At 55.7% G+C, this 15,611-nt stretch carries 16 protein-coding genes; 4 read left to right on the forward strand and 12 right to left on the reverse strand.

The features are described from left to right. Positions 1-82: 82 nt before the first annotated feature. Entirely contained in the window at positions 83-451 is a 369-nt protein-coding gene (locus tag ACR3E0_RS10270) for a group I truncated hemoglobin (protein ID WP_480478674.1), read from the forward strand. Next, positions 448-1,506: an adenylate/guanylate cyclase domain-containing protein gene (locus ACR3E0_RS10275; protein ID WP_480478675.1), complete on the forward strand. Its 1,059-nt coding sequence runs from the start codon at positions 448-450 to the stop codon at positions 1,504-1,506. Before ACR3E0_RS10270 ends, ACR3E0_RS10275 begins: the two co-directional genes overlap by 4 nt. On the opposite strand, the gene ACR3E0_RS10280 is transcribed toward ACR3E0_RS10275, so the two are convergent. The 11 genes from ACR3E0_RS10280 to guaA all read right to left on the reverse strand — a co-directional run bounded on the left by ACR3E0_RS10280 (position 1,507) and on the right by guaA (position 12,946). Next, entirely contained in the window at positions 1,507-2,121 is a 615-nt protein-coding gene (locus ACR3E0_RS10280) for a TetR/AcrR family transcriptional regulator (protein WP_480478676.1), read from the reverse strand. 116 nt (positions 2,122-2,237) lie between these two features. Then, positions 2,238-3,107, reverse strand: a complete 870-nt coding sequence (ppk2, locus tag ACR3E0_RS10285) for a polyphosphate kinase 2 (RefSeq protein WP_480478677.1) — start codon at positions 3,105-3,107, stop codon at positions 2,238-2,240. Positions 3,108-3,156: 49 nt separating this feature from the next. Then, positions 3,157-4,104, reverse strand: coding sequence for an alpha/beta fold hydrolase (locus ACR3E0_RS10290; RefSeq protein ID WP_480478678.1), 948 nt, complete (start codon positions 4,102-4,104; stop codon positions 3,157-3,159). 8 nt (positions 4,105-4,112) lie between these two features. After that, a complete protein-coding gene (metA, locus tag ACR3E0_RS10295; RefSeq protein WP_480478679.1) occupies positions 4,113-5,051 on the reverse strand; it encodes a homoserine O-acetyltransferase MetA in 939 nt (312 codons plus the stop codon). 38 nt (positions 5,052-5,089) lie between these two features. Further along, positions 5,090-5,962, reverse strand: a complete 873-nt coding sequence (locus tag ACR3E0_RS10300; RefSeq protein ID WP_480478680.1) for an ATPase — start codon at positions 5,960-5,962, stop codon at positions 5,090-5,092. A gap of 47 nt (positions 5,963-6,009) precedes the next feature. After that, positions 6,010-6,906 (reverse strand): DMT family transporter, encoded by an 897-nt coding sequence (locus ACR3E0_RS10305; protein ID WP_480478681.1) that lies wholly within the window; start codon positions 6,904-6,906, stop codon positions 6,010-6,012. Between the two features lie 100 nt (positions 6,907-7,006). After that, positions 7,007-8,152, reverse strand: a complete 1,146-nt coding sequence (locus ACR3E0_RS10310) for an OmpP1/FadL family transporter (RefSeq protein ID WP_480478682.1) — start codon at positions 8,150-8,152, stop codon at positions 7,007-7,009. 126 nt (positions 8,153-8,278) lie between these two features. Further along, positions 8,279-9,184 (reverse strand): DMT family transporter, encoded by a 906-nt coding sequence (locus ACR3E0_RS10315; protein ID WP_480478683.1) that lies wholly within the window; start codon positions 9,182-9,184, stop codon positions 8,279-8,281. A gap of 74 nt (positions 9,185-9,258) precedes the next feature. Beyond that, entirely contained in the window at positions 9,259-9,957 is a 699-nt protein-coding gene (locus tag ACR3E0_RS10320) for an FkbM family methyltransferase (RefSeq protein ID WP_480478684.1), read from the reverse strand. A gap of 116 nt (positions 9,958-10,073) precedes the next feature. Then, a complete protein-coding gene (locus ACR3E0_RS10325; protein ID WP_480478685.1) occupies positions 10,074-11,126 on the reverse strand; it encodes a hypothetical protein in 1,053 nt (350 codons plus the stop codon). A gap of 260 nt (positions 11,127-11,386) precedes the next feature. Next, on the reverse strand, positions 11,387-12,946 hold the full coding sequence (gene guaA / locus ACR3E0_RS10330; RefSeq protein ID WP_480478686.1) for a glutamine-hydrolyzing GMP synthase: 1,560 nt from the start codon (positions 12,944-12,946) through the stop codon (positions 11,387-11,389). A 92-nt stretch (positions 12,947-13,038) separates the two neighbouring features. Here guaA and ACR3E0_RS10335 point away from each other — a divergent pair, with 92 nt between their 5' ends. Both ACR3E0_RS10335 and ACR3E0_RS10340 read left to right on the forward strand, forming a co-directional pair. After that, the gene (locus tag ACR3E0_RS10335) at positions 13,039-13,482 is read left to right on the forward strand and encodes a GNAT family N-acetyltransferase (RefSeq protein WP_480478687.1); all 444 of its coding nucleotides are present in this window, start codon (positions 13,039-13,041) and stop codon (positions 13,480-13,482) included. Positions 13,483-13,609: 127 nt separating this feature from the next. After that, positions 13,610-15,154 (forward strand): trimethylamine methyltransferase family protein, encoded by a 1,545-nt coding sequence (locus ACR3E0_RS10340; protein WP_480478688.1) that lies wholly within the window; start codon positions 13,610-13,612, stop codon positions 15,152-15,154. Here ACR3E0_RS10340 and ACR3E0_RS10345 read toward each other — a convergent pair whose 3' ends face one another. Then, positions 15,155-15,454 (reverse strand): DUF6477 family protein, encoded by a 300-nt coding sequence (locus ACR3E0_RS10345; RefSeq protein WP_480478689.1) that lies wholly within the window; start codon positions 15,452-15,454, stop codon positions 15,155-15,157. It lies immediately after the preceding gene. Between the last annotated feature and the right edge of the window lie 157 nt (positions 15,455-15,611).

The raw sequence follows: 15,611 nt of genomic DNA on the forward strand, positions 1-15,611 counted from the left end.
CGCCAAGCTCATATGCATTAACAAAAATCTCAAATTGGTATACTGTTGCAGTGTTATTCGACGGTAACGCCCGGGTTTTGGTGTGTCACAGACGCTTTATGAGAAATATGGTGGGTTCAAAACGATCAGCCGGGTCGTGATGACATTTTATGAAATGGCGTTGGAGTCCGAACAGATCGGCGACTATTTCGAAGATATCGATATGCCGCGTCTGATCGATCACCAGACAAAATTCGTATCGTCTCTGATTGGCGGACCGGCATCTTTCAGCGATGACCGGATCGAGGCCGTACATCGACACCTGAATATCTCACATGATGATTTCGACGAGATGGCCGAACTGTTTGGCCACGCCTTGGCGCAGCACGGCGTTTCCGACGGTGACGTCAAAGTGGCCCTGAGGGCGATCGAAGGAAAACGCGCAATCATTGTCGCCCGGGACGCTGCATGAGCATCCTTGCCATCAACGAGCAATTGTTGCGCGCCATTGGTGTCGGCGTGGCCGTGGTGCGAGCCTCGGACCTGAGCTTCATCTTTATCAACGGATCTTTCGCCGAGTGGTTCGGGTCGCCGGAAGACGGGCAAAATCTCAGGGATTTTCTGCCCGACCTTGATCCAAAAGAACTTGAAGATGTGAAGCAATCCGGGCTGCGCTACTCGGTCGAACTGCAGATCAAACCCCGGCGCCGGACGTTGATCTTTGCCGTCACCGTATCGCTGGCCAACGGGTTGGAAGATCAGGTGCTGATCATCGAATGCCAGAACATCACGCGTATTCGAGAGCTGGAAAGCATGATCGACAGCTACTCGACCATGGTCGAGCGCAATACGAGAGAGTTGGAGCGCGAAAAGGAACGGGTGGAGCGGTTGCTGCTGAACCTGATGCCGCGCGCGGTGTACGAGGAGTTCAAAACCTTCGGCGTTGTCACGCCCCAACTCTATGATCAAGTGTCCGTTGTCATGCTGGATTTTGTCGGGTTTACAGACTTCGCTGCAAAAACGGATCCGACCGTGACGCTCAGCGAGTTGAACGATATCTTCACGGCCTTTGATCGGATCGTTGAACAGTTCGGGTGCGAGCGGATCAAGACCATCGGTGATGCGTATCTGGCGGTGTCAGGCATGCCGGACCCGACGCCGGACCATGCCACCGCCGTTGCCCATTGTGCGGTTCGGTTCCTGCGGTATCTCGAGCGGCGAAACGAGAGCCATCCGCACAAATGGCAGGCGCGGATCGGCTTGGGCATGGGCGCTGCTGTCGGGTCTGTCGTGGGGATTCAAAAATATGTCTACGATGTCTTTGGCCCGGCCGTGAACATCGCCTCGCGCCTGCAGGTCTTTGCCAATCCCATGAACATCGTGGCACCGGAAGAGATGAAGTACGCGTTGATCGACGAGTTTCAGGTCTCGGATATGGGATGCGTCGACATCAAGGGAATGGGTGAGATGGACCTGATCAACGTCACCTCGGGCCTAAGCGTGCCCCAGGGCAGCAGGCGGCTGTGATCATTCGTCCTGCGGGACCAGACCCAAACCCCTGAGATAAATGCCGATCCCGCTTTCCAACAAGTCCTCGGGCGGGAAGGGTGAGGTCGCGCCCGTGTTGCGGGCGTAAAGCTCGACCACGCCGTGGCTCATCGCCCAGATATGCGCACTGAACATGGACGCGGGCGGGCGCTTTTCCGCAGGAATATGCTGGGACAGTTCTGCCGCCGCCTTCTCCAACACGTTTCGGGCGCGATTCGCGGCCAATGACAGTTCCGGCGTGCGATTCAGAGAGATGCCGCTTTCGAACATGGCGATGTAGTGACCCGGATGCTTGCGCGCAAAAGCCAGATACGCCCGGCCTGTGGCCTCGAACGCGGCCAAAGCGGACGGCTGTCCCTTGTCATAGGCGTATTGCATGAGATCCGCGAACATCTCGAACCCTTGGCGGGCCGCTTCGGCGATCAGATCCTCACGCCCGTGGAAATGCCGATAGACAGCCGCCGGTGTAACCCCTGCTGTTTTCGCGGCTTCGGACAGGGTGAACCCGGTTGGGCCTTTCTCTTCGATCAGCGATAACGCAGCCTCGATCAGGGCTTGTTTTAGATTCCCGTGGTGGTACCCGCGTTTCGTCATCCCGGCCTCAGGTGAGTTTTTGTTCTGTTGTTGGGAAACAAAGACATAATGTGTGCGGGCCTGTCCGTCCAACATTTGAACGCCGGAAAATTGGCGGGCCCATATCGCATCATGCCCTATGCCTCCCAGATTTCCGGACCACCGCAGATTTTGCCATCGATCTCGCCAAGTGCCTGTTTGTCCTTTTCGTCGTAGTCCAGCCCGTGGAGCACCGTCCGGATCGCCGCAAGGCGGGCGCGTTTCTTGTCGTCGGACCGGACAATAGTCCAGGGGCAGTTCTCGGTGTGGGACCGGGTCAGAGTTTCTGAGATGGACTGGGTGTATTCCTCCCATTTATCCAGGCCGGCCACATCAATCGGGCTGAGTTTCCATTGCTTCAGCGGGTCAGATTCACGCGCCAGAAAGCGGTTCAGCTGTTCTGCCCGCCCGACGTTCAGCCAAAACTTGAACAGGTGAATCCCGTCATTGACCAAGCCTGTTTCCAACGGAAATACCTGGCGAAAGAACCGCTCTCGTTCCACGGGAGTGCAGAATCCAAAGACGTTTTCGACAACGCCCCGATTGTACCAGCTGCGATCAAAGAACACGATTTCTCCGGCCGCCGGCAGATGCTGAATGTAGCGCTGGAAATACCACTGGCTTCGTTCTGCATCCGACGGTTTGCTGAGCGCCACGTTTCGTGCCCCGCGGGGGTTCAGGTTTTCCCGGAACCGCTTGATGGTTCCCCCCTTGCCGGCGGCATCACGCCCTTCGAAAATGAGTGCGACACGCTGATCCGTTTCCTTGACCCAGGATTGCATTTTGACCAGTTCGATCTGCAATGCCTCCATCTGCTCCTGGTAGTCTTTGGTCCGCATCTTTTCGGAATAGGGATAACTCGGGTTCAGAATGTCGCCTTTTTTGCCGCTCTTGATCTCGTCGCGCACATCCTTGGGCGCGCCTTTGCGAAAATACTTCTCGATAGAGCCTTTTTCCGTCCGGGCCATGTGCTACCTCGCGATAAAATCCATATCCTACTATGGATTACGGGGTGTCTTAACGCAAACCCGCACGCTGGGCGGCCCGGTCAATTGCTGCGGCCACTTCGGGCGCCGCGACAACCTGTGGCATATGCCCGATACCCGGCAGTTCGATCAGCTCGGCACCGGGGATTTCATCGATCAGACGTTCGGAGTGCCAGCCCAACCCGACCGTGTCATCCGCGGTTCCGTGTACGATCTCAGTCGGAACGGAAATCTCGCCATACCGGGGCCTTAGCTCAGTGACTTCGTCCAACAGGTTTGCCCGTTGCTTGGCGTTGGCGTGCATTGAGGCGCGGCGCATGGTCAATTCCGGCCCAAAGTGATCGGCATAGCCGTCGGGGGCCGTTTGGGGCGCAAAGACGTCATCCAGCGCTTGCGTCACATACCAGTTTGGAACAAATGCGGTGATCAGGGGCAGGGCGAGCGCATTTCCGGCCGGTGTCGAGGCGAGCCGGTTGAAACCGTCAAGCGGCGTTTCCCAGGGAATGGCCGCCGGTGCGATCAGTACCAGGGCCGAAATGTCTTCAGGCCTGGTGACCGCCCAGGCCAACGACACCGAACCGCCATAGCTCTGACCGGCCACAATCGGTTTATCCGCGCCAAGTTCGGCAGCAGCACGTTGCAGAATATCGGCCTGCTGGGTGATCGTTTCGCCATCCGAATTGAAACTGGCGGAATACCCAAGACCCGGTCGGTCAAAAACGATCACGCGATAGTTTTCGGCCAGGATCGGCGCAAGCGCAAAGGTCATATCGCGGGTATTCCCACTGGAGCCATGCAGCAACACGACATCCGGTCCTTCGCCCATCACAACGGCATGAACGCGCACCCCGTCGATGTCCAGAATCTGGCCCTCGGGCGGAAACGAGGCTTCGGCCCTGGTTTCCTGACGCGACGCACGCCAGAGCGAGATGCCCCAGAGAATTGCCAGTACAATCAGGATGATCAGACCGACACGCATCGTTTGCTTCACGCTCTCAGATCGGTTGTATCCACACCGATCCGGTTGATGTCATATGGCGTGGTTTCATAGATCTCGCTGATCCAGTTGCCATAAAGCAAATGCGCGTGGCTACGCCATCTGTTCTGCGGAGTCTGCGACGGGTCGTCTTCCGGATAATAATTGAGCGGAACGTTTATCGGTGTGCCGTTGGCGACGTCCCGGTCATATTCCTGTTTCAGCGTATCACTGTCATACTCGAAGTGATTGAAGATATAGAGCGCGCGATGCGCCTTGTCTTCGATCAGGCAGGGTCCGACATCATCGCTTCCCAACAAGGTGGTCAGACCCGGAGCGCTGTCGATTTCGTGCTGTTTCATCTCGGTCCAGCGGCTGACGGGGATCACGCAATCATCCGAAAACCCGCGCAGAAACGGCGAGGCAGGATTAAGGTTGCGGTGCCGGAAACAGCCGAACGCCTTGGCATCCAGCATGTGTTTCTTCACGCCGTGGAAATGGTTGATCATCGCCATTCCGCCCCAGCACACGCCGAAGGTGGAATGCACGTTGGTTTGTGTCCATTTAAAGACCTCGCAGATCTCCTCCCAGTACGTGACATCGTCAAATTCCAGATGTTCGATCGGCGCACCGGTGATAATCAGTCCGTCAAACTTCTCATCCTTGACCTCCTGAAAGGGACGGTAGAACTCGGCCATGTGTTCAGCGGCCGTGTTCTTTGTCCGATGCTCGGTCATGCGGATCAGCGACAGATCGATCTGCAGCGGCGTCGCCCCGATCAGACGTGCGAACTGGTTTTCGGTCTGAATTTTCTTCGGCATCAGGTTCAGCAAGCCAATCCGCAGGGGCCGGATATCCTGTCGCATGGCCTGATCCTCGGCCATTACCATAACGCCCTCTTGGGTCAGGACATCAAAGGCGGGCAGGTCGGAGGGGATTTTGATCGGCATTGTTTCAGGCTTTTAACCGGTTGGTGGAGTGCAGCTAGTTAGGCGCTATTGCGGCGGGCCTCAAGGGTGCGTTCAATCAACTCATCGAAATCAGCGGCGTCATGGACATTGCCGATTTCTTCCGCAGCAATCGTGATGCCCCAGTTTTTGGCCATTGCTTCATATCTGGGCTGGCGGTGGGCCAGCGCGCGGGCGTAGGTCCAGCGGATGAACGCGTCGGGATCGACATCAGCCTCGGAACAGCCGTGTTGATCAAGGTACGCCTTCCAGACGCCTGTGAGGAACTCAGCCTGGTAGGACATTGGTTTTGGCGCTTTGTCAAAGCGCCGGATCAGTTCGGCCGTATGATCCTCGTCCCCTTTGAGCCAGATCATCAAAGTGTGTCGGGACAATTCGGACAGGACCGGATCATCGGGATCGCCCGGGTCCACCCATTCACAGATCGATCCACCTGTATCGCAGATAAAGTTCGGGTATTTGTAGAGGCGCCGTGCCCGATCAATGAAATACTCTGTGTCCAACAGAGCGCTGATTTCGGCCTGGCGGAACTGTTCCTGCCTGCGGCGATATTCAGGCATCTCTAACCCGCCAAGCGCCGGATTGCCGGGTTTGCCCAAGTAGGTTGCAACCGGCGTGAGATTTCGGAACGAGATATTGGAGCCGATATAGATCGAGTCCGACAGCAGGAGATCGCGCAGAAACGGCACTTTCATCGCTTCTGCCTTGGCATTGTCGATGATGTATTCGCCCATGTAGCGCGTGCCGATCCGGTAATCGATCGAATAGTGAAACCAGTCCCCGGAATCCCGCAGAATGTTAGAGACATGGGTTTTTCCCAGGCCCGACATCCCGAAAAACAGCACTTTCTTACGTGCCGCATTGCGCCAGTCCTGTGCCGAGCCGTAAATCATGTCCCACCGTCCCTTTTTGCCCTAGCTAAATGGGGCAGGGGATCGCGTCAATCACGTCGACCGGATCGGTTCAGAACCATCAGTCCAACTGCAAGGATTGCGAAGCCCAGATAGGCGCTTGGTTTCAGGGCTTCATCGCGCAGGACAGCCCCGAGAACGATGGCCACCGGCGGGATCACAAGCGTTACCAGCATCAGATTGCCGCTGCCCGCCATGGCCAGAACACGGTAGTAAAGCAAATAGGCGCCGGCCGTTGCGATGATGGCGTAGTAAGCAATTGCGGCCCAAGTCACCGCAGGCAGGGCCAGCGTGGGTACCCCATCCACGATCAACGTGATCGGCAGGATCAGCAAGGTCGAGCCGGTCAACATCCCAGCAGCTGCAACCTGAGGCGACAAACCGGACAAACTGGTGCGCGCCCAGGCCGCTGCCAGCGCGTAAAAGATCGTACCAGCCAGAACGGCCAGCTGAGCTGTGCTTTGCAGGCTGAAACTGGTGAAATTCTGGAGCCCGATTGCAATTGAGACTCCTAAAAATCCCAATGCTACACCGATCAGGCGCGACCTGGTGAGACGCTCGTCTTTGAAGAACATCGCAGCGATGAGGACACCGAAGATTGCGGTTGCAGCATTCAAAATCGCCGTCAGGCCCGTGTCGATGTAAAGCTGCCCCCAGGCCATGAGAGAAAAAGGAATGGCGTTGTTCAACAGCCCCATCATCAGAAAGGCCGCCCAGGTTTTGGGATCGCGTGGAATGTCCAGTTTTCGAACCCAGACCACCAGCCAAAGCACTAACATGGCCCAGAAGGTGCGATGCAGGACCGATGTCATAACCGGGATCGTGTCGAGCGCGATCCGGATCGAGACAAAAGACGCCCCCCAGATGAGGCCGAGCAACAAGAGTTCGGCCCAGGCACGTGGAGATATGTGTTTTTGAGGTTCCATGGTGCCACTCTGTCGATCCGATGAGACCAAGGCGACCCGAAACTTGCGACAAAAAAAACCCCGCTGAAACAGCGGGGTCTTGCGTTGGTTTGACTTTTGATCAGTCGAAGGCGTAGGTGATTTGGAAACCAACGCTCCAAGCGCTGTTTCCTGAGAAATTGGCCGTTTGCCCAAATCCACCATCAGCGGTTGCGTCCCCAATGTCTGTATAACGAACGCCACCGGATATTTTGGCTTTCTCCAGTGAATACGTGCCGCCCAGGCCAATGCTCCAGAACCCATCTGTTGGGCCAAGGTTCGAAACCGGGGTGCCTTGAGAGGACTCATAACCCAAGGTCACGGCGCCTGAGAACTCGTCCGTGAACTGATACCCCAGACCTAGGGAGTAGGTGAAAGTTGCATCTTCATAGTCAACCAGATTGTCTCGGCCAAGAGGGCCAGTGTAAACAGGCGGCGCATAAAGCAGTTGGGGCCAATCGACCCAACGGACAGAACCAAACAACAGCGTTTTGGGCGCCACACCGGTCTGGAAGTCCAGGTTTATAGACTGCGGTGTTTCGATTTCGCTGCTGGTCTGGGCACTTCCTGTCGCAAGGCTTGCTTCTGTTTGCGAAATATCATGCGAAATCTTTGAGTTGTAGGTCAAAGAAACCCGCGCAGCAATTTCCGGTTTTTCCCATGCAACACCTACCAAGTATCCGAAAGCCGTATCTGCATCTGTTTGCACACTATAACCAGCGACTGCAGGGACAGTCACACTTGCTTCTACACGCTGCGCGCGAATACCAGCCAATGCGCTGAAGCCATTGTCAAATTTGTAACGAAACAAACCGGTGATTGCGTCTGTGTCAGCCGTGGCACGAAGCTGATTTGTAACGGCCGGCGCCAATGGGTTAATAGACAACGGATAGGCGGATGAATATGCGATGTCCGCGCCGAAAGGCTCATCGTACATAATCGCAAAATCAAGTTGATCGGTTATCGACGTTTTGAAGCCAAGATGCGGAGTAAAAAAGTCGTTTGCTACGCTACCCGAGTCGACGACTTGTCCGTTGGTTGGGCTGGCAGGGTTTGCATCAAGCATGGAACCGCTCACACTGGGGTCCGTGTACCCCAATCGGAACTGAACAACGGTTCCCTCTTCAAAAATTAGGTTGATGCCCTGACCGCTGCGGTCAAGGCCACCTGCCTGCGCCGTCGTTGCCCCTACGCAAAGCGCGCACGCTTTTATAAGCGCCTTTTTCATGTATTCCTCCCATACTGTCGCTTTCGGACCAACTTTGCGGTGATTGAGTGGGTCAAGTCGGCCCGGTTATTCGCGGTAGCCAATATTCGCGCGCAGTTCATTTTACCGTCAATTGGTGACCGTGCGTTACTTAGACTTTGTTACGTTACGGACTGTTGCCAAACTGTTACGATTTTCGGACCAGACATTCAGAAAGATACCCGAGAAGATAACTGCCGCACCCAAAAGCGTCCAGTGGTCGAGCGGTTCATGGTACAGGATCATGCCAACGACGGCGATTGTAGGCAGGCGGGCAAAATCAAACGGAACCACAACCGTAGCCGGGGCAATGGCCAATGCGTTTGTGATGCAGAAATGGGCCAGCAGCCCGGCAAGCCCGACGAGGATCAAATACGGTGCTGTTTGCCAGGTTGGCAGACCAATTTGACCGTCAATACCGGATGCAACTGCCCCCAAAACAGCCTGCATCGTTGTCAGCCAGAAGACAATGCAAGCGATGCTCGCGTAGTTCGTAAGCTTCTTGGTGGAAATGGTTGTGAACGCGAAGAAAATTGCCGAGGCCGCGGCCGCCACTATGCCGGGGCTCAGCGGTGCCGTTCCGGGTCGTGTGACAATAAGGATTCCTCCGAACCCGATCAGAGCCGCCATCATCCGCGGGACCGTCAAGCGCTCCCCCAAAAGCAAAGGCGACAGGAGGATGACCCAGATTGGCTGCGTGAACTCCAGCGCAAACACCTGTGCCAATGGAATGACACCCACGGCATAGAACCACAGATTCTGGCCTGTGAAATGGAGCGTGTTTCTGATCGCGTGAAGACCCAGCCGGTTGGTGGAGACCTGATGCCAGTTCTTCGTCACGCTCAGGACCAGAGCAACAACAAAAATCCCCACAATACTGCGGTACATCATGATCTCGAACGTATCGTGATGCAGGCTCAACTCACGGCCCGCCACGGCCATGGAGGAAAAGGATGCAATTGCACCGGTCATCCACAGGCTCGCCTTGAGGATCGGTCGACGAGAATGCGTCACGGCCACTTTACCTTACTTTGCACACGTGTTGGCATGATGTCCGGCATTTCGAAAAAAGCGCAAGTAAACGAAGTTCAGCCAATTTCTTGGGATTTGTTGTCTCTAAAAAGATAGTCATGTGCACTAAGGGCGGTTTCGTACTCGTAACCCAAGGGGGTCAGATACGATTTCAATCGCTCAAAGTCTCGACATTCAATGAGCATGAAGTCGAACCGAAAATGATTGTGGTCAATTCCTTTCAGCACGCTAAGCTCGGCGCCTTCGACATCCAACGACAAGAAATCAATTCGTCTTGGTGCGTCGCCTTCAATCAGTATTTCGTTCAAAGGTCTTGCCACGGCGCCGAACGAAAAACTAACTTCCGTTTCACTCATATGCTGTTGAGCATTCTGGATATGCTTGTCTGGGTCATCGAGGTCGAGATCCAACCCTACAGAGACGCTCATTAAGTTCGCGTAGGTTATCTCAACAAGCCTTTCTGGAAAGCCGAATTCAACACAGGCATTGCAAAAAACGCGGTTGTTAAGGCCTCTGCGATTGTAACATTTCAAGAAGTTGTGCGGCGCAGGTTCTATCAGAATTCCATGCCAGTTCCGATTTGACTCGAAGTAGAGGGTGTTGGATTGATTCTCACCGTCGTTTGCCCCCAACTCCACATAGAACCCATTGTCGTAGTCCACATAGCGCTCAAGCTTTTTGTCCAAATCATTCAGGCCGTAGTACTTTGGATGTGTCCTGTGCTTTCTGCCAAACAGATTGCGAAGATTTTTCACCTGACATCCTCCGTGCGCTCGGTTGTATTGAGTCTGGGGTTTAGCTGATTTTTAGGGTGCCAACACTACGAATTCTAATCCATCTACACAAAAAAGCGCTCATCCCTTCAACCGGCTCAGTTGATGTCTTGAGCAAAGCGTCGGGCGATCTCGAGATTTCCTTGGGCGTTCACGTGGCAACAGTGATCAACATAAAAGTCTTGATCCAGACTGCCCGAATAATCGTGAAAGCAATCCAGGCCCTGTGCATTTTTCCGGATCAAGGGGTAGACTTGGTGAATCTGGTTTTCGTAGGTTCCGTTGTGGCTGTAAGGACGTGTGGGTAACGTGTACGGGTTTGGCTGAAGAACGCACATGAAACTCGCGCCTCTGGATTTGACTATTGCCTCTGTCGCGGCCCAGTTGTCCACGAGGAAACTGGCGACCTCGTCGGCGTAGTCCGCATCATCACAGCGGTTTAACTGCGCGAACTCGGCATCGGCGTCTCGGGAGTCCAATCGCTGGCTCACACCGTGGGCCAATCGATAGATCGAAGATGATTTCAGGATCCCCCGAAACCCGCCTGATCCGTTTCTCAAACTTTCCCGGATGAAGCCTTCGCGTGGATGGCCGTTCGGAGAGTTCAGGCTCAGGCAATTGTGATAGACGTCATTCACACCATCGAAAAACACAACGGTGTCTCCGGGTTGAATGCTGCCCAGAGAGTTCAAAAGCCGGTTGAGGCTTTGGCGCGAGTTATACGCCTGTTCGCCAAGATTGATCGAATGAAGGCCCGTCAACCCACTAAATTGAGACGGGATTGTGTTTTCGTCCGCGACACTGTGCCCCCACATCGTCGACCCGCCAAAGAAGTGCACCTTTGGGCTTGTTTCCGGCCCGGAGTTTACGGTTCTGCGTCTCAGATGTTCATCTATGTTCAGGGTCTCACTGGAAATCGCGGGAGATTGCCAACCGACAAATGCCTTGTACGGATAGCCCTGAAAACTCTGAACATCGTGCTGAAACTGACGTGTTTCCTGATCTCGATTGGGATTGTCCGATGCTGCGTGCGTGGTTTCTCCACGTGCTGCTTCACGGATTTTAAAGGCCGCAAACAGCAAGAATTCCAAGACGATCAGCGATGAAATCGAAATCAAAACAACAACAATTACATTCCGTACGAAAGCCATGAACAAAACCTTAGGCGCTACTTAAGAAGCACCCAAACATGAAAATGGATTTGGGCACTAACCAGTCTCGTGACCGGGCTTCTGCATTATGCTGAGAGAACGCATGAGGGAAAGCAAGCTGTAAACATCTTTCGATATTCGTTTGAATGCAACGCGGTCCAAAATTCGCTTTATCAATCAACCGCAAAACCGCATTGCGACGCTTGGACGGCAAGTGAGGGAGATCCCCCCTCGACTTTACTCTGCGTGCCAAGAACGTGCTATTCCCACTCAATTGTTCCCGGCGGTTTTGAGGTGATGTCATAGGTGCAGCGGTTGATGCCCTTGACTTCGTTGATGATCCGGGTGGCCGTTTCGCCCAGAAACTCATGGCTGAACGGATAGTAATCCGCCGTCATACCATCGACCGAAGTTACGGCACGCAGCGCGCAGGCGTAGTCATAGGTTCGGCCATCGCCCATCACGCCTACGGTTCGAACCGGCAAGATGGCGACAAAGGCTTGCCATATGTCATCATACAGACCGTGTTTGCGGATCTGGTCGATGTAAATCGCGTCGGCCTCGCGCAGGATGCCCAGCTTTTCGCGCGTGATCTCGCCAGGGCACCGGATGGCAAGACCCGGTCCGGGAAAGGGGTGGCGGCCGATAAAACTCTGGGGCAGACCCAGTTCGCGGCCCAGCGCGCGCACCTCGTCCTTGAACAGCTCGCGCAGGGGTTCGACCAGTTTCAGGCCCATCTTTTCCGGCAATCCGCCGACATTGTGGTGCGATTTGATCGTGACCGAAGGGCCGCCCGAGAAAGAGACCGACTCGATCACATCCGGGTAGAGTGTGCCTTGGGCCAGAAACTCGGCGCCTTCGATCGTGTCGGCGTGTTTCTGGAACACGTCGATGAACAGCTTACCGATGATTTTTCGTTTGGTTTCCGGATCGCTTTGACCGTCAAGCTCGCCCAGGAACAGTGCGCTCTCGTCGGCGTGGATCAACTGGATGTTGTAGTTGTCCCGGAACATGCCGACGACTTCCTCGGCCTCGTTCTTGCGCAGCAGGCCGTGGTCGACGAAGACGCAGGTCAACTGATCGCCGATGGCTTCATGGATCAGGATCGCCGCAACCGAACTGTCCACACCACCGGACAGGCCGCAGATGACTTTTTTGTCGCCAACCTGTTCGTGGATTTTGCGGATCATCTCTTCGCGGTAGGCGCCCATGGTCCAGTCGCCTTTGAAACCCGCCAGCTTCACGAAATTCTCGTACAGCTTTGCACCCTTGGGGGTGTGATGCACTTCGGGGTGAAACTGCACCGCATAGAAATGGCGATCGGGGTCCGCGGTGATCGCAAACGGCGCGTTGGGAGACGTGCCGTAAACATGAAAACCCGGAGCGATTTCACTGACATGATCGCCGTGGCTCATCCAGACCTGCTCATCCCCGTCGGCAAACCATCCGTCAAGAATGTCCAGCCGGTTGTTCGGGGTCACGAAGGCCCGTCCGAACTCTGCAGTGCCATGCCCGCTTTCCACTTGGCCGCCCAATTGGTGCATCATCACCTGTTGGCCGTAACAGATCCCAAGGATCGGCACGCCGTAGTCGAAAATCTCTTGCGGGGCGCGGGGCGACCCGTCGCGGGTCACACTGTCCGGTCCGCCCGAGAAGATCACGGCGCGCGGGGACATTTCGCGCACGAAGTCCATCGTGATCTTTTGATAGGGGTGAATTTCGCAGTAGACATTCAGCTCACGCAGGCGTCTGGCGATCAGCTGTGTCACCTGGCTGCCGAAGTCGATAATCAGAAGGCGATCATGGGATGTCTGGCTCATAACCGGCTCATAGGTCGCACGCCTTGTATGTGCAAGCGCAATGACATCATTTGAGGAAAAACACCGCATCGCCTGTATTGGAGAACATCACGATGGCGAACATTCTGCTGCGACCCGCGAGTGTCGGGGATGCCGACGCAATCAAACTGTGCGTCGAGCAGGCCTATCGTGACGCAAGGCGGGAAATCCGGGATCTGCCTGATGTGACAGACGGAATCCCCGACACCATTGAAAACCATCAGGTCATTCTGGCCGAGCTGGCCTCGGATGTCCTCGGCGTCATCATGTTTGATCGGGCGGGTGACGCGACGATGATATTCAATCTTGCCGTTGCTCCCAACGCAAGGGGGCAGGGGCTGGCGCGCCGCCTGATGCAATTTGCCGAAGACAAAGCGCGTGAATTGGGATGCGCCAAGCTGAGACTGCGCACGCATCGGCTGATGACGGATACGATTGCGATGTATCTGCATTTGGGCTGGATCGAGGTCGAAAGAACCGGAAACGGGATCACGATGGAAAAACCTGTGTGCCTTTGATGCGGGTAGAGCCGAGGGTTTCACATCAATGTCGCTTTTCCCCCTAGAGCGCCGCAATCCAGATGCGCTAGGCTGTCCCAATCCGATAACACAACGCTCAACCTAACCAATCAGACGGGATTTTCTCATGGCAGAGGCAAACACCCGGCGCCGGGCGAGAGGTGGCGGTGGCGCCGCCCGCCGGGCCGAGCGCACCGCAGTTCGTATCGAAACGGCGAAGTATATCGAACGTAATATTCCGAATTTCGAGATACTCAACGAAGAAGCGCTGGAGATAATTGAAACGAACGCGGAAACCGTGCTCGAGGAAATCGGCGTCAACTTCGTTGACAACCCTGCCGCTCTGGACCGCTGGCGCGACGCAGGCGCAGACATCGAAGGCGAACGCGTGCGCATTCCACGCGGATTGGCGCGCGAGTTGATCAAGACGGCTCCGAGTCAGTTCACGCAGCATGCCCGGAACCCTGAAAAGTCGGTTGAGATCGGCGGTCGCAATCTGGTTCTGGCACCGGTTTATGGTCCGCCGTTTGTTCGAGATACTCAGGGTGGCCGCCGCTATGCGACCATGGATGATTTCAACAAGTTCGTGAAACTGGCCTACATGTCGAAATGGTTGCACCACTCGGGTGGAACCGTGTGCGAACCGACCGATATTCCCGTGAACAAACGCCATCTGGATATGCTGAAGGCGCACATGACGCTTTCGGACAAACCGTTCATGGGGTCCGTGACAGATCCCAGCCGGGCGCAGGATTCTGTTGAAATGTGCGAGATCTTGTTCGGCCAGGACTTCGTGCAGAACAATACCGTGATGACGTCGCTGACCAATATCAACTCGCCGATGACCTTCGACGATGTGATGATGGGGTCGCTGGAGGTCTACGCGCGCAACAATCAGGCCTGCATCATTTCGCCCTTCATCGTCGGCGGGGCGATGGCGCCCGTGTCCGTCGCCGGGACTCTGACGCAGGTTCTGGCCGAAGTTCTGGCCGGTGTGGCCTATAGCCAGATCATCCGCCCGGGTGCTCCGGCCATCTTCGGGGCCTTTGTCACCTCGATTGACATGAACTCGGGCGCACCAACTTTCGGAACACCCGAGGCCGCGCAGATTACCTACGGTGCCGGTCAGCTGGCTCGGCGTCTGAACCTGCCATATCGCTCTGCCGGTTCATTCTGCGGATCGAAACTGCCGGATGCACAGGCCGCGTATGAAACCGCCAACTCCTTGAATATGGGTCTGATGGCCGGGGTGAACTTCATGCTGCATGCATGCGGATGGCTCGAAGGCGGGTTGGTGGCGGATTTCGAAAAGTTCGTGATGGATGCGGATCAGTTGGGCGTTCTGCACGGTCTGGCCAAAGGCGTGACCTATGACGAGAACGCACAGGCCATGGATGCAATCCGCGAGGTCGGTCCGGGCGGCCACTATCTGGGTTGCGCCCATACGCAGGCGAACTTCAAGGAGGCTTTCTGGAAATCCGATCTGCTGGATTACAAGCCCTTTGAAACCTGGCAGGAAGAGGGCGCGCGCGACACGCGGGCGCTGGCTGCGGCCCGGGTCGAACACCTGCTGGCCAACTATCAGCAGCCGCAGCTTGACCCGGACAGGGCGGCCGCGCTGGAGGCTTACATAGCGGAAAAGAAAGCCTCCATGCCGGATGCATTCACCTGATCACTCCGGATATGAGGCGCGGTTGGCCTGATACAGCTGCGCCTCGCCCAACAAGGCAATCAGAAGATCAAGATGTCGGACCAACGAATAGGCGGAATCGTCTTCTTTTCGCTGTTCATTGACCTCTCTTTCCATCTCGGACAACCGGATCAGCGCCGCCCCCGTGCCGGGCAGTGATCCGTATCCGAGAATGCGCTGTAGGTGCCGGTCCCGATTGTAATCCTGCGCCCCGTGTTTTGCGGCCCGCGCCAGCAGGCGGGGGCGGCGGAGGGTTGTGATCATGCTCATCAGGTCCTGCATTGGTTATGTCCTTTGTTCGGGTTTCGACGTCCCGTTTCTCACACAACTTAAGCGCGTGTTGCCTTGAAGTGGCTCACTCCGAACGATGGTTTCACGACTGTTTATCTTTTTGAATCAAATCTGGTTCCCGCCCGTTGGGGTTAACGAACGAGTAACG

The sequence above is a fragment of the Ruegeria sp. AJ12 genome (assembly GCF_056536245.1).

What these genes read in the sequence shown, in the direction of transcription:
- ACR3E0_RS10310 (WP_480478682.1), bottom strand. Translation starts at nt 8,152, where the DNA reads ATGAAAAAGGCGCTTATAAAAGCGTGCGCGCTTTGCGTAGGGGCAACG.
- guaA (WP_480478686.1), bottom strand. Translation starts at nt 12,946, where the DNA reads ATGAGCCAGACATCCCATGATCGCCTTCTGATTATCGACTTCGGCAGC.
- ACR3E0_RS10305 (WP_480478681.1), bottom strand. Translation starts at nt 6,906, where the DNA reads ATGGAACCTCAAAAACACATATCTCCACGTGCCTGGGCCGAACTCTTG.
- ACR3E0_RS10325 (WP_480478685.1), bottom strand. Translation starts at nt 11,126, where the DNA reads ATGGCTTTCGTACGGAATGTAATTGTTGTTGTTTTGATTTCGATTTCA.
- metA (WP_480478679.1), bottom strand. Translation starts at nt 5,051, where the DNA reads ATGCCGATCAAAATCCCCTCCGACCTGCCCGCCTTTGATGTCCTGACC.
- ACR3E0_RS10290 (WP_480478678.1), bottom strand. Translation starts at nt 4,104, where the DNA reads ATGCGTGTCGGTCTGATCATCCTGATTGTACTGGCAATTCTCTGGGGC.
- ACR3E0_RS10275 (WP_480478675.1), top strand. Translation starts at nt 448, where the DNA reads ATGAGCATCCTTGCCATCAACGAGCAATTGTTGCGCGCCATTGGTGTC.
- ACR3E0_RS10280 (WP_480478676.1), bottom strand. Translation starts at nt 2,121, where the DNA reads ATGACGAAACGCGGGTACCACCACGGGAATCTAAAACAAGCCCTGATC.
- ACR3E0_RS10335 (WP_480478687.1), top strand. Translation starts at nt 13,039, where the DNA reads ATGGCGAACATTCTGCTGCGACCCGCGAGTGTCGGGGATGCCGACGCA.
- ACR3E0_RS10300 (WP_480478680.1), bottom strand. Translation starts at nt 5,962, where the DNA reads ATGATTTACGGCTCGGCACAGGACTGGCGCAATGCGGCACGTAAGAAA.
- ACR3E0_RS10340 (WP_480478688.1), top strand. Translation starts at nt 13,610, where the DNA reads ATGGCAGAGGCAAACACCCGGCGCCGGGCGAGAGGTGGCGGTGGCGCC.
- ppk2 (WP_480478677.1), bottom strand. Translation starts at nt 3,107, where the DNA reads ATGGCCCGGACGGAAAAAGGCTCTATCGAGAAGTATTTTCGCAAAGGC.
- ACR3E0_RS10345 (WP_480478689.1), bottom strand. Translation starts at nt 15,454, where the DNA reads ATGCAGGACCTGATGAGCATGATCACAACCCTCCGCCGCCCCCGCCTG.